This is a genomic window from Pseudomonas sp. GW821-FHT02C04 (assembly GCF_059421845.1).
Map to the genome: position 1 here is coordinate 285,077 of NZ_JBWKVT010000004.1, position 13,312 is coordinate 298,388.

Consider the following 13,312-nt stretch of genomic DNA (forward strand, 5'->3'; position numbering starts at 1 on the left):
CATGCTCGCTCCCGCTCAAGCCAATACAACAACAAAACCCAGAACAATCCACAGAGGTTGAATCATGGCTGGCAACACCGATCGTGCAAGCAACAAACCGTTGATCGAAAAGCGTTCGATCGACTACATCCCGGAAGCGGAAAGACACGGTCGTCTATTCAGTCAGTTCACCCTGTGGATGGGTGCCAACCTGCAAATCACCGCAATCGTCACCGGGGCCCTGGCCGTGGTGCTGGGTGGTGACGTGTTCTGGTCGCTGATCGGTCTGTTGATCGGTCAACTGCTGGGCGGTGGCGTCATGGCGCTGCACGCGGCGCAGGGACCGAAGCTGGGCCTGCCGCAGATGATCTCCAGCCGTGTGCAGTTCGGGGTTTATGGCGCGGCGATTCCGATCGTGCTGGTGTGCCTGATGTACCTGGGCTTCACCGCGACCGGCACCGTGCTGTCGGGTCAGGCGCTGGGCCAGTTGTTTGGTGTCAGCGACACCGTCGGCATCCTGCTTTTCGCCAGCGTCATCGTCGTGGTCACGGTGCTCGGCTATCGGGTGATCCACTGGATCGGCCGTATCGCCAGTGTCATTGGCGTGATTGCTTTTGTTTATCTGTTCAGCCGTCTGATGAGTCAGGTGGATGTCGGCGCACTTCTGGAAATCCGTCACTTCAGCTGGAGCAGCTTCCTGCTGGCGGTATCGCTGGCGGCGTCCTGGCAGATCGCCTTCGGCCCTTACGTGGCGGACTATTCGCGTTACCTGCCGAGCAAGACCTCTTCGGTGAAAACCTTCTTCGCTGCCGGTGCCGGTTCGGTGATTGGCGCGCAGGTGGCGATGATCCTCGGCGTGTTCGCGGCGGCTTCGGCCAACGGGCAATTCGCCGGCCATGAAGTGGCTTACATCGTCGGTCTGGGCGGCACCGGTGCCACCGCGGCGCTGCTGTATTTCAGCATCGCGTTCGGCAAGGTGACCATCTCGACCCTGAACTCCTACGGCAGCTTCATGTGCATTGCGACCATCATCAGCGGTTTCCGTGGTGACTTGAAAGTAACGCGCATGCAGCGTCTGGTGTTCGTGCTGGTCATCGTGGGTGCGGCGACGCTGATGGCGCTGCTCGGCCAGCACTCGTTCCTCGGGGCGTTCAAGTCTTTCATCCTGTTCCTGCTGGCGTTCTTCACGCCGTGGAGCGCGATCAACCTGGTGGACTACTACTGCATCACCCGCGAGCGCTATGACGTACCGGCGCTGGCCGATCCGAACGGTCGCTACGGCCGCTGGAACCTCCTCGGTATCAGCGTCTACGTGTTCGGTGTGCTGGTGCAGCTGCCGTTCATTTCCACCAAGTTCTATACCGGTCCGCTGGTGGCCGCGCTGGGTGATGTGGATATCTCGTGGATCATCGGTCTGGTGCTGCCCGCCGCGCTGTACTACGTGTGCGCAAAGAAATGGCACGGCAGCGTGCCCGATCAACTGATTCTGCCGGTCGAGCAGAACAGCGTTGTACAACCTAAAGCAAGCGGGGCCGGTCGCGCTGCGGCGCAGGCCTGATTTGGACGTGGACAGGGCTGGATGCCTCTTGACTGCCGTAAGCCAACTCATGATTAGGAGCGTCACAACAATGAAATCGAACAAGACCCTGCTGACCACATTGCTGTCCATGGGCCTGCTGGCCAGTGCCGGCGCCACCCAGGCTGCCGGCTGGTGCGAATCCGGCAAACCGGTGAAATTCGCCGGCCTGAACTGGGAAAGCGCGATGTTGCTGACCGACGTGCTGCAAGTCGTGCTGGAGAAAGGTTACGACTGCAAGACCGACAGCCTGCCGGGCAACTCCATCACCATGGAAAACGCCCTGAGCAGCAACGATATTCAAGTGTTCGCCGAAGAGTGGGTCGGCCGCAGCGAGGTCTGGAACAAGGCCGAGAAGGCCGGCAAGGTCGTCGGTGTCGGCGCGCCGGTCGTCGGTGCGATTGAAGGCTGGTACGTGCCGCGCTACGTGATCGAAGGCGATGCCAAACGCAAGATCGAAGCCAAGGCGCCGGACCTGAAAAACATCGCTGATCTGGGCAAATACTCGGCAATCTTCAAGGATGCCGAGGAGCCGTCCAAAGGCCGTTTCTACAACTGCCCGGCCGGCTGGACCTGCGAGCTGGACAACAGCGAAATGCTGAAAAGCTACGGCCTGGAAAGCACCTACACCAACTTCCGCCCGGGCACCGGCCCGGCGCTGGATGCGGCGGTGCTGTCGAGCTACAAGCGTGGCGAGCCGATCCTGTTCTACTACTGGTCGCCAACCCCGCTGATGGGCCAGATCGACGCGGTCAAACTGGAAGAGAAACCGGGCGTCGACAAGCGCGTGACCATCAAGGTCGGCCTGTCCAAGACGTTCCACGAGGAAGCGCCGGAGCTGGTGGCCGTGCTGGAAAAGGTCAACCTGCCGATCGACCTGTTGAACCAGAACCTGGGTCGCATGACCAAGGAGCGGATCGAGTCGCCGAAGCTGGCGAAAATCTTCCTCAAGGAACATCCTGAAGTCTGGCACGCATGGGTGAGCGACGACGCAGCCAAGAAAATCGACGCGGCCTTGTAGGTCGAGCTTCACCGGCTGCCGGCAACGGCAGTCGGACGCTTGATCGCAACCCCTTGATTGAGAGTCTCTTATGTTTCCCGAACGCTTTACGTTTTCCATCGCCGACTGGGTCAACGGTTGGGTCGATGCACTGGTCACCAACTACGGCGACGTGTTCCGCCATATCTCCGACACCCTGCTGTGGGCCATCGTCAACCTTGAAGGCCTGCTGCGCGCAGCGCCGTGGTGGCTGATGCTGGCCATCGTCGCGGGCGTTGCCTGGCACGCCACGCGCAAAGTCGTGACCACCGCCGTGATCGTCGGTTTGCTGTTCCTGGTAGGCGCCGTCGGCCTGTGGGACAAACTGATGCAAACGCTGGCGCTGATGATGGTCGCCACGGTCATCTCGGTGCTGATCGGTGTGCCGCTGGGGATTCTCTCGGCGCGCAGCAATCGCCTGCGTTCGATCCTGATGCCGCTGCTCGACATCATGCAGACCATGCCCAGCTTCGTGTACCTGATCCCGGTGCTGATGCTGTTCGGTCTGGGCAAGGTGCCGGCGATTTTCGCCACCGTGATCTACGCTGCGCCGCCGCTGATCCGTCTGACCGATCTGGGCATCCGCCAGGTCGACGGCGAGGTGATGGAAGCCATCAACGCTTTCGGCGCCAACCGCTGGCAGCAGCTGTTCGGCGTGCAACTGCCGCTGGCCCTGCCGAGCATCATGGCCGGTATCAACCAGACCACCATGATGGCCCTGTCGATGGTGGTGATCGCCTCGATGATCGGCGCCCGTGGCCTGGGTGAAGACGTGCTGGTAGGCATCCAGACCCTCAACGTCGGACGCGGTCTTGAAGCCGGTCTGGCGATCGTGATTCTCGCAGTGGTCATCGACCGCATTACCCAGGCGTATGGTCGGCCACGGCATGAGGTGAGCAAATGAACAACGCAACCGTGAGCAAGATCGAAGTCAAAAACGTCTTCAAGATTTTCGGCAACCGCGCCAAGGACGCCCTGGCGATGGTCGGCCAGGGCAAGACCAAGGATCAGGTGCTGAACGAAACCGGTTGCGTGGTCGGGGTCAACGACTTGTCCCTGAGCATCGGCACCGGCGAGATCTTCGTGATCATGGGCCTGTCCGGCTCCGGCAAATCCACGCTGGTGCGCCACTTCAATCGCCTGATCGACCCGACCAGCGGCGCGATCCTGGTGGATGGCGTGGACATCCTGCAATACGACATGGAAGCCCTGCGCGAATTTCGCCGGCACAAGATCAGCATGGTGTTCCAGAGCTTCGGCCTGCTGCCGCACAAGACCGTCCTCGACAACGTCGCCTACGGCCTGAAAGTGCGCGGCGAGACCAAGCAGCTGTGCGCCGAACGCGCACTGCACTGGATCAACACCGTGGGCCTCAAAGGCTACGAAAACAAATACCCGCACCAGCTCTCCGGTGGCATGCGCCAGCGTGTCGGCCTGGCCCGCGCCCTGGCGGCGGACACCGACATCATCCTGATGGACGAAGCGTTCAGTGCCCTCGATCCGCTGATCCGCGCCGAGATGCAGGATCAGTTGCTGGAGCTGCAAAAGACCCTGCACAAGACCATCGTCTTCATCACCCACGACCTCGACGAGGCTGTGCGCATCGGCAACCGCATCGCGATCCTCAAGGACGGCCGCCTGATCCAGGTCGGTACGCCGAAAGAGATCCTGCACTCGCCGGCGGACGAGTATGTTGACCGCTTCGTGCAGCGGCGGGCGGCGGTGGTTTGAGGTTCGTTCCCGCGTCGAGGCGTCGAACCGTCTGCGTGGGAATGTATTCCGTGACGATCAGGTTAAAGAGGTTTTAGATGTCCCAGGCTGAAAAAATCGTTATCGCCGACGCCCCGATGCGTTGGCAGGATGTGGTCGCGGTAGCCCGTCACGGCGCGCAGCTCGAGCTGTCGGCCCAGACCTGGGCGCGCATCGAAAATGCTCAGGGCATCGTCCAGCGCATCGTTGCCAGCGGCGAACGTGCTTATGGCGTCAATACCGGGCTGGGCGGTTTGTCCAACGTCTCGCTGCAGGGCGAGCAGCTCAGTCAGTTGTCGCGCAACACCTTGCTCAGCCATGCCTGCGGCGTCGGCCCGGTGCTGGCCGACGAGCAGACCCGCGCCATCATGTGCGCTGCGATCCGCAATTACAGCCACGGCAAATCCGGGATTCATCGCCAAGTGGTCGAAGCGCTGCTGGCGCTGCTCAATCGCGGCATCACCCCGCAAGTGCCGTCCCAGGGCTCGGTGGGTTACCTGACCCACATGGCGCACATCGGCATCGCGCTGCTGGGCGTGGGCAATGTCAGCTATCGCGGGCAGGTTGTCTCTGCGCAGCAAGCGCTGGCCGAAGAAGGCCTGCAACCGCTGCAACTCGGCGCGAAGGACGGTTTGTGCCTGGTCAATGGCACGCCGTGCATGACCGGTCTCAGCTGCCTGGCCATCGCCGATGCCACGCGTCTGGTGCAATGGGCGGACGTGGTCGGTGCCATGAGTTTCGAAGCGCAGCGCGGCCAGATCGCCGCGTTCGACGCCGAGATCATCGCGCTCAAGCCGCACCCGGGCATGCAACAAGTCGGCGTCAATCTGCGGGCGCTGCTCGATGGCAGCGAAGTGATTGCGACGAGCAAAGGCATTCGCACCCAGGATGCGCTGAGCATCCGCTCGATCCCGCAGGTGCACGGCGCCGCGCGCGATCAGCTGGAACACGCGATCAAACAGATCGAAACCGAACTCAACGGCTGCACTGACAACCCGTTGCTGCTGGGCACACCGGACAACTTCAGGGTGATGTCCCAGGCCAACCCGCATGGGCAGTCGGTGGCGCTGGCGGCGGATCTGCTGGCGATCGCGATGGCCGAAATCGGCTCGATTGCCGAGCGGCGTCTGGATCGACTGATCAACCCGCATGTCAGCGGTCTGCCGGCGTTTCTGGTGGCCAATCCGGGGGTGAACTCCGGGATGATGATCGTGCAATACGTCGCCGCGTCGCTGTGCGCGGAAAACCGCCAGTTGGCGCAACCGGCGGTGCTCGACAATTACGTCACTTCGGGCCTGCAGGAAGACCACCTGAGCATGGGCACCAACGCCGCGCTGAAGCTGCACCGCGCACTGGAAAACTGCACGCAGATCCTCGCCATCGAGTACCTGCTCGCGGCCCAGGCGTTTGAATTTCTCAAGGAACAACGCTTCGGCGCCGGCACCGATGTGGCGTGGCGACTGCTGCGCGAGAAGGTCCCGGCCTACGATCAGGACCGCTGGCTGGCGCCGGATATCGCCGCTGCCGCGAGCGTGTTGAAGGACTCGGATTTGCTGCACCACGTACTGCCGAATTTGCACTGACAACTGCCCATACCAGCGTGCCAAGGCGCGGATCGTCCAAAAGACGAGAGGCGACGGATAACGGAATGCTCCGGAGCGACTGGTAGTTTCTCTTTATTCAAGAGACGAACTCACAAAAGGAGCACATAAATGACTGCGCTGAACCTGATCCCCGGCCAACTGAGCCTGGCCCAACTGCGTGATGTCTACCAGAACCCGGTCAAGCTGACCCTCGACAACAGCGCCTCGGCGCAGATCGAAGCCAGCGTCGCCTGCGTCGAGCAGATCCTCGCCGAGAACCGCACGGCCTACGGCATCAACACCGGTTTCGGCCTGCTGGCCTCGACCCGCATCGCCAGCGAAGACCTGGAAAACCTCCAGCGCTCGCTGGTGCTGTCCCACGCCGCCGGCGTCGGCCAGCCGATCAGCGATGAGCTGGTGCGCCTGGTCATGGTGCTCAAGGTCAACAGCCTGAGCCGTGGTTTCTCCGGCATCCGTCGCGTGGTGATCGATGCTCTGATCGCCCTGATCAACGCCGAGGTTTATCCGCACATTCCGTTGAAAGGTTCGGTGGGCGCATCCGGTGACCTCGCGCCATTGGCGCACATGTCGCTGGTGCTGCTGGGTGAAGGCAAGGCGCGCTACAAGGGCGAGTGGATGGAAGCCACCGAGGCGCTGAAAGTCGCTGGTCTGACCCCGCTGACGCTGGCTGCCAAAGAAGGTCTGGCGCTGCTCAACGGTACTCAGGTCTCTACAGCATTCGCTTTGCGCGGTCTGTTCGAAGGTGAAGACCTGTTCGCTGGCGCGCTGGCGCTGGGTGGTCTGACGGTGGAAGCGGTGCTCGGTTCGCGCTCGCCGTTCGACGCCCGTATCCACGCTGCCCGTGGCCAGAAAGGCCAGATCGACACCGCCGCCGCTTACCGCGATCTGCTCGGCGAACGCAGCGAAGTCTCCGACTCGCACCAGAACTGCGAAAAGGTGCAGGATCCGTACTCGCTGCGCTGCCAGCCGCAAGTCATGGGCGCGTGCCTGACTCAGTTCCGTCAGGCCGCTGAAGTGCTGGTCATCGAAGCCAACGCCGTGTCCGACAACCCATTGGTGTTCGCGGCTGAAGGCGACGTGATTTCCGGTGGTAACTTCCACGCCGAACCAGTCGCCATGGCCGCTGACAACATGGCGCTGGCCATCGCTGAAATCGGTTCCCTGAGCGAGCGTCGCATCTCGCTGATGATGGACAAGCACATGTCGCAACTGCCGCCGTTCCTGGTGGCCAACGGTGGCGTGAACTCCGGTTTCATGATTGCCCAAGTGACTGCGGCCGCACTGGCCAGCGAGAACAAGGCGCTGGCCCATCCGCATTCGGTGGACAGCCTGCCGACTTCCGCCAACCAGGAAGACCACGTGTCGATGGCCCCGGCCGCCGGCAAGCGCCTGTGGGAAATGGCCGAGAACACGCGCGGGATTCTCGCGGTGGAGTGGCTGGCGGCGGCGCAAGGTCTGGATCTGCGCAACGGCCTGAAGACCTCGACCAAACTGGAAAAGGCCCGGGCGATTCTGCGTCGCGAAGTACCGTTCTACGAGAAGGACCGCTTCTTCGCGCCGGACATCAATGCAGCGACCGAGCTTCTGGCTTCGCGCATTCTGACTGAACTGGTTCCGGCGAAACTGCTGCCGAGCCTTTAACCCCACCACCGATCGTTCCCACGCTCCGCGTGGGAATGCAGCCCGTGACGCTCCGCGTCACTGGACGCGGAGCGTCCCTTGAGGCATTCCCACGTAGAGCATGGGAACGATCGCAAGACGAGGACCTGGGATGAAAACCCTCTGGCAACACTGCCACGTCGCAACCATGGCGCAAGGCGTCTACTCGATCATCGAGGATGCGGCCATCGTGACGTCCGGTGCACACATCGAGTGGATCGGCCCGCGCACTCAATTGCCGTCCGGCGAATACCCGGCGGTCAACGATCTGCAAGGCGCGTGGGTCACCCCCGGCCTGATCGACTGCCACACCCACACCGTGTTCGGCGGCAACCGCAGCGGTGAGTTCGAGAAACGCCTGCAAGGCGTCAGCTACGCGGAAATCGCAGCAGCCGGCGGCGGCATCGCCAGCACCGTGCGCGCCACTCGCGAAGCCTCGGAAGACGAACTGTTCGCCAGCGCCGCGAAACGCCTGAAAAGCCTGATGCGTGACGGCGTGACCACGGTCGAAATGAAATCCGGCTACGGCCTCGATCTGGCCAGTGAACGCAAGATCCTGCGGGTCATCCGTCGCCTCGCCGCCGAGCTGCCGATCAGCGTGCGCAGCACCTGCCTGGCCGCCCACGCATTGCCGCCGGAATACAAGGATCGCGCTGACGATTACATCGAGCACATTTGCGCCGAGATGCTCCCCGCGCTGGCTGCCGAAGGGCTGGTGGACGCGGTGGATGCCTTCTGTGAATACCTGGCGTTCTCCCCGGAGCAGGTCGAGCGGGTGTTCATCACCGCGCAAAAGCTGGGTCTGCCAGTGAAGCTGCACGCCGAGCAATTGTCGTCGCTGCACGGCTCCAGTCTGGCCGCGCGCTATCACGCGTTGTCCGCCGACCATCTGGAGTTCATGGATGAAGACGACGCGATCGCCATGGCCGAATCCGACACCGTCGCGGTGTTGCTGCCGGGCGCGTTCTACTTCCTGCGCGAAACCCAGTTGCCGCCGATGGAAGCCCTGCGCAAACACAAAGTGAAAATCGCCATTGCCAGCGACCTCAACCCCGGCACCTCGCCGGCGCTGTCGTTGCGCCTGATGCTGAACATGGCCTGCACCTGTTTCCGCATGACCCCGGAAGAAGCCCTGGCCGGGGCGACGATTCATGCGGCGCAAGCCTTGGGCATGGCCGATACCCACGGTTCGCTGGAAGTCGGCAAGGTGGCGGATTTCGTCGCCTGGCACATCGACCGGCCGGCGGATCTGGCGTACTGGCTGGGTGGTGAACTGGACAAACGCGTCGTGCGTCACGGCGTTGAATCAAGTCTGTAGGAGAACGGTTGTGGATAAGGTTCTGAATTTCAAACAAGGTCGCGTGCCGCTGCTGATCAGCATGCCCCACGCGGGTGTGCGCCTGACGCCGGTCGTCGAGGCCGGATTGATCCCGGACGCGAAAAGCCTGCCGGACACCGACTGGCATATTCCGCAGCTCTACGACTTCGCCGCCGAACTGGGCGCCAGCACGCTGGCGGCCGAGTACTCGCGGTTCGTCATCGACCTGAACCGGCCGTCCGACGACAAACCGATGTACGTCGGTGCCACCACGGGCCTGTACCCGGCGACGCTGTTCGATGGTATTCCGTTGTTCAAGGAAGGAAAGGAACCGTCGAAAGAAGAACGTGCGACGTACCTGGAACAGATCTGGACCCCGTACCACCGCACCTTGCAGGAAGAACTGGCGCGGCTGAAGGCCGAGTTCGGCTACGCACTGTTGTTCGATGCGCATTCGATCCGTTCGGTGATCCCGCACCTGTTCGACGGCAAGCTGCCGGACTTCAACCTCGGCACCTTCAACGGCGCCAGTTGCGATCCGCAGTTGGCCACGCAACTGGAAGCGATCTGCGCACGCCACGGCGATTACAGCCATGTGCTGAACGGACGCTTCAAGGGCGGCCATATCACCCGTCACTACGGTAACCCGGCCGAGAACATCCACGCCGTGCAACTGGAACTGGGCCAGTGCACCTATATGGAAGAGTTCGAACCGTTCCGCTACCGCGCCGATCTGGCGGAGCCGACGCGGGTGGTGCTCAAGGAGTTGCTGCAAGGGCTGCTCGCCTGGGGCGAAAAGCACTACAACTGAGTCTGTCGTGATCGTTCCCACGCAGAGCGTGGGAACGAGCTGCATCGGGGGCATAGCCAAACAGTCGCCACCGTGCAAATCCCGGTCGCCACAGGTCGCTTTTCCGTCTCGTCTGCTGCGTAATGTTCGGCCACGGTGCAAGAAGACACCGATCCGAACAATAAACCGCTGCCGCACGAGACGATCCCACATGAAAAAACTGTTCACTCGTTGTGCGTTAATCCTCACCGGCAGTGCGCTGCTCAGCGCCGGCGCCATGGCCAATGACGACGCTTCCTGCAAGGCCGTGCGCATGGGTGTGGTCAACTGGACCGACGTGATCGCCACCAGCGGCATGGCCGACGTGCTGCTCAATGGTCTCGGCTACGAAAGCAAACAGACCAGCGCCGTGCAGCAAATCATCTTTGCCGGCATCCGCGACAAGCGTCTGGATATCTTCCTCGGCTACTGGAAACCGGCGATGGACAAGAACATCGCGCCGTTCCTCGCTGCCAATCAAGTCAAAGTGATGGACAAGCCAAGCCTGGCCGACGCTCAGGCGACGCTGGCAGTGCCGGACTATGTCGCGGCGGCGGGGCTGAAAACCTTTGGTGACATCGCGAAGTTCAAGGATCAGCTAGGCGCCAAGATCTACGGCATCGAGCCCGGCAGCGGCGCCAACACCACGATCAAGACCATGATCGAAACCAACCATTTCGGTCTGAAGGATTTCAAGATCATCGAATCCGGTGAGGCCGGCATGCTCGCCGCCGTGCAGCGGGCGGTGAACCGCAAGGAATTCGTGGTGTTCGTCGGCTGGACCCCGCACCCGATGAACATCAACATGAAAATCACCTACCTGACCGGCAGCGACGATGTCTACGGCCCGAACGAAGGCGCCGCCACCGTTTCCACCGTCACCTCGACGGACTACGCCGAGCGCTGCCCCAACGTCCATCGACTGCTGGAAAACCTGACCTTCACCGCCGCTCAGGAAAGCCAGTTGATGGTGCCGATCATGGAGCGCAAGACACCCCAAGAAGTGGCAAAGAACTGGCTGCGTGAGCACCCGGAAGATTTGCAGCGCTGGCTGGCGGGTGTCAGCAGTTTCGACGGCAAGGATGGCGTGGCCACGGTTCAGGCCAGTCTGAAAAACTGATGGGCACTTATCCACTTTCTCCGGCGATGGCGGCGTTTGTCGCCAGAACCGAAAGCTTCGCCAGTGATGACAGCAGCTTCGCTGGATTGCGCCGGGGCTATGACGAGATGTGCCGGGCGTTCACCCCGCCGCGACCGGCAGGGCTTGAGGTGGAGGACTTTCGGTTGGGGGCGGTGCCGGTTCGCGCCTATCGCCCGTCTGCTGCGTCACCATCCTGTGTGGTGTACCTGCACGGTGGCGGTTGGGTAGTCGGCGGGCTCGACTCCCACGATTTCATCTGCTGCGAACTGGCCATGGCGCTGGGGACAATGGTGGTGGCAGTTGATTATCGGCTTGCTCCCGAGCATCCCTTTCCCGCCGGGTTCGACGATTGCCTGAGTGTCTGGCGTGCCTTGCGCGACGGATCGTTCGGCTTCGACCGCGAGCGGATGCTGGTGGCCGGCGACAGCGCCGGTGGCACTCTCGCCGCCGCGTTGTGCCTGGCTTTGCGCGATGCCGACGAGCCTCTGCCCGGCGCTCAGGTGCTGATCTATCCCGGACTGGGCGGCGACGAACATCTGCCGTCACGCAGCGAATGCGCCGATGCGCCGTTACTGACCAGCAACGACGTGGACTGTTATCACGCGTTGTACCTGCGCGGCACGCCACAACCGAATGCCTGGTCCATGCCGTTGCTCGCTGATGACTTCAGCGGATTGCCCCCGGCCTGGATCGGCGTGGCGCAGTTCGATCCGTTGCGCGACGACGGTGTGCGCTACGCCGAACGACTGTCCGCCGCCGGGGGCGAGGTCACGCTGTATTACGGCGAAGGGTTGGTTCACGGCTGCCTGCGGGCGCGGCATCAGGTCGCCGAAGTCGATCGGCTCTACGAAAACCTGCTGGGGTTCATGGCTGACAAATTGTGACAGCGCACGGGCATGCTCATTGACGTAAATCGGGTTTATGATGCCGGACGGCAGAATAATAGAAGTCCCCCCAGGGATGACCTCGACCCTTACGGAGCGCGCAATGCAGACTTTGTTTCCGCAGATCAAACCTCACGCACGGCACGATCTGGCCGTCGACGACACCCATACGCTGTACGTCGACGAAAGCGGTTCACCGGAAGGTTTGCCGGTGGTGTTCATCCATGGTGGCCCGGGTGCCGGGTGCGATGCCCAGAGCCGTCGCTACTTCGATCCGAACCTGTATCGCATTGTCACCTTCGACCAGCGCGGTTGCGGTCGCTCCACGCCGCACGCCAGCCTGGAAAACAACACCACCTGGGATCTGGTCGAAGACCTCGAGCGAATCCGCAAACACCTGGGCATCGAGAAATGGGTGTTGTTCGGCGGCTCCTGGGGCTCGACCCTGGCGCTGGCTTACGCGCAGACCCACCCGGAGCGCGTGCATGGTCTGATCTTGCGTGGGATCTTTCTCTGCCGCCCGCAAGAAATCGAATGGTTCTACCAGGCCGGTGCCAGCCGTCTGTTCCCCGATTACTGGCAGGACTACATCGCGCCGATCCCGCTGGACGAGCGTGATGACTTGCTCAGCGCTTTCCACAAACGCCTGACCGGCAACGACCAGATCGCCCAGATGCATGCGGCCAAGGCCTGGTCGACCTGGGAAGGGCGCACCGCGACCCTGCGGCCGAACCCGCTGGTGGTCGACCGTTTCTCCGAGCCGCAGCGCGCCTTGTCGATTGCGCGGATCGAATGCCACTACTTCACCAACAACGCTTTCCTTGAGCCGAACCAGTTGATTCGCGACATGGGCAAGATCGCCCACCTGCCGGGTGTGATCATCCACGGCCGCTACGACGTGATCTGCCCGCTCGACAATGCCTGGGAACTGCATCAGGCCTGGCCGAACAGCGAGCTGCAGGTGATCCGCGACGCCGGTCATGCCGCGTCCGAACCGGGCATCACTGATGCGCTGGTCCGCGCCGCCAGCAACATGGCCCGGCGCCTGCTCGACCTGCCGCCCGAAGAAGCATGAAGGGGCTTTTGCAGCGCGTGAAAGGCGCGCGGGTCGAAGTGGCGGGGGAGGTGGTCGGCAGCGTCGATCAGGGTTTGCTGGTGCTGGTGGCGGTCGAACCCGACGACACGCAGGCCAGCGCCGACAAACTTCTGCATAAGCTGCTTAACTATCGAGTATTCAGTGACGCCGAAGGCAAGATGAATCTGTCTTTGGCGGATGTGGGCGGCGGGCTGCTGCTGGTCTCTCAGTTCACCCTGGCTGCCGACACCAAAAGCGGGTTGCGTCCGAGTTTCTCGACCGCTGCCCCTCCGGCGCTGGGCGAGGAATTGTTCGACTATCTATTAAGCAAAGCGAAACAGATGCATGGCACTGTGGCATCAGGTAGATTCGGCGCGGATATGCAGGTGCACCTGGTCAACGATGGCCCGGTAACCTTCCTGTTACAGACATGAAAGTGCTTGAAACAACTTTTTAAGG

12 protein-coding genes are annotated in these 13,312 nt (G+C 62.2%); all 12 read left to right on the forward strand.

Annotated elements, in window-relative coordinates; genetic code table 11:
* Positions 1 to 64 precede the first annotated feature (64 nt).
* Positions 65 to 1,537: a purine-cytosine permease family protein gene (locus tag AC07VV_RS16980; protein WP_495036881.1), complete on the forward strand. Its 1,473-nt coding sequence runs from the start codon at positions 65 to 67 to the stop codon at positions 1,535 to 1,537.
* Positions 1,538 to 1,607: 70 nt separating this feature from the next.
* On the forward strand, positions 1,608 to 2,576 hold the full coding sequence (locus tag AC07VV_RS16985; protein WP_495036882.1) for an ABC transporter substrate-binding protein: 969 nt from the start codon (positions 1,608 to 1,610) through the stop codon (positions 2,574 to 2,576).
* 70 nt (positions 2,577 to 2,646) lie between these two features.
* Positions 2,647 to 3,498, forward strand: coding sequence for an ABC transporter permease (locus tag AC07VV_RS16990; protein WP_096819948.1), 852 nt, complete (start codon positions 2,647 to 2,649; stop codon positions 3,496 to 3,498).
* On the forward strand, positions 3,495 to 4,325 hold the full coding sequence (locus AC07VV_RS16995) for a quaternary amine ABC transporter ATP-binding protein (protein WP_102622793.1): 831 nt from the start codon (positions 3,495 to 3,497) through the stop codon (positions 4,323 to 4,325). The genes AC07VV_RS16990 and AC07VV_RS16995 overlap by 4 nt, the downstream gene beginning before the upstream one ends.
* A 77-nt stretch (positions 4,326 to 4,402) precedes the next feature.
* Positions 4,403 to 5,926, forward strand: a complete 1,524-nt coding sequence (gene hutH, locus AC07VV_RS17000; protein ID WP_495036883.1) for a histidine ammonia-lyase — start codon at positions 4,403 to 4,405, stop codon at positions 5,924 to 5,926.
* A gap of 129 nt (positions 5,927 to 6,055) precedes the next feature.
* Positions 6,056 to 7,588 carry a histidine ammonia-lyase gene (hutH, locus tag AC07VV_RS17005; RefSeq protein ID WP_495036884.1) on the forward strand — a complete coding sequence of 511 codons (1,533 nt, stop codon included), beginning with the start codon at positions 6,056 to 6,058 and terminating at the stop codon, positions 7,586 to 7,588.
* A 130-nt stretch (positions 7,589 to 7,718) separates the two neighbouring features.
* A complete protein-coding gene (gene hutI / locus AC07VV_RS17010; protein WP_495036885.1) occupies positions 7,719 to 8,924 on the forward strand; it encodes an imidazolonepropionase in 1,206 nt (401 codons plus the stop codon).
* 10 nt (positions 8,925 to 8,934) lie between these two features.
* A complete protein-coding gene (hutG, locus tag AC07VV_RS17015; protein ID WP_495036886.1) occupies positions 8,935 to 9,735 on the forward strand; it encodes an N-formylglutamate deformylase in 801 nt (266 codons plus the stop codon).
* A 190-nt stretch (positions 9,736 to 9,925) separates the two neighbouring features.
* The gene (locus AC07VV_RS17020) at positions 9,926 to 10,873 is read left to right on the forward strand and encodes a choline ABC transporter substrate-binding protein (RefSeq protein ID WP_495036887.1); all 948 of its coding nucleotides are present in this window, start codon (positions 9,926 to 9,928) and stop codon (positions 10,871 to 10,873) included.
* Positions 10,873 to 11,778 carry an alpha/beta hydrolase gene (locus AC07VV_RS17025; RefSeq protein ID WP_495036888.1) on the forward strand — a complete coding sequence of 302 codons (906 nt, stop codon included), beginning with the start codon at positions 10,873 to 10,875 and terminating at the stop codon, positions 11,776 to 11,778. The genes AC07VV_RS17020 and AC07VV_RS17025 overlap by 1 nt, the downstream gene beginning before the upstream one ends.
* Before the next feature lie 103 nt (positions 11,779 to 11,881).
* Entirely contained in the window at positions 11,882 to 12,853 is a 972-nt protein-coding gene (pip, locus tag AC07VV_RS17030) for a prolyl aminopeptidase (protein ID WP_096819940.1), read from the forward strand.
* Positions 12,850 to 13,287 (forward strand): D-aminoacyl-tRNA deacylase, encoded by a 438-nt coding sequence (dtd, locus tag AC07VV_RS17035; protein ID WP_065260939.1) that lies wholly within the window; start codon positions 12,850 to 12,852, stop codon positions 13,285 to 13,287. Before pip ends, dtd begins: the two co-directional genes overlap by 4 nt.
* Positions 13,288 to 13,312 lie beyond the last annotated feature (25 nt).

Coding starts and splice junctions, on each gene's coding strand:
- AC07VV_RS16980 (WP_495036881.1), top strand. CDS start 65: ATGGCTGGCAACACCGATCGTGCAAGCAACAAACCGTTGATCGAAAAG.
- AC07VV_RS16985 (WP_495036882.1), top strand. CDS start 1,608: ATGAAATCGAACAAGACCCTGCTGACCACATTGCTGTCCATGGGCCTG.
- AC07VV_RS16990 (WP_096819948.1), top strand. CDS start 2,647: ATGTTTCCCGAACGCTTTACGTTTTCCATCGCCGACTGGGTCAACGGT.
- AC07VV_RS16995 (WP_102622793.1), top strand. CDS start 3,495: ATGAACAACGCAACCGTGAGCAAGATCGAAGTCAAAAACGTCTTCAAG.
- hutH (WP_495036883.1), top strand. CDS start 4,403: ATGTCCCAGGCTGAAAAAATCGTTATCGCCGACGCCCCGATGCGTTGG.
- hutH (WP_495036884.1), top strand. CDS start 6,056: ATGACTGCGCTGAACCTGATCCCCGGCCAACTGAGCCTGGCCCAACTG.
- hutI (WP_495036885.1), top strand. CDS start 7,719: ATGAAAACCCTCTGGCAACACTGCCACGTCGCAACCATGGCGCAAGGC.
- AC07VV_RS17020 (WP_495036887.1), top strand. CDS start 9,926: ATGAAAAAACTGTTCACTCGTTGTGCGTTAATCCTCACCGGCAGTGCG.
- AC07VV_RS17025 (WP_495036888.1), top strand. CDS start 10,873: ATGGGCACTTATCCACTTTCTCCGGCGATGGCGGCGTTTGTCGCCAGA.
- pip (WP_096819940.1), top strand. CDS start 11,882: ATGCAGACTTTGTTTCCGCAGATCAAACCTCACGCACGGCACGATCTG.
- dtd (WP_065260939.1), top strand. CDS start 12,850: ATGAAGGGGCTTTTGCAGCGCGTGAAAGGCGCGCGGGTCGAAGTGGCG.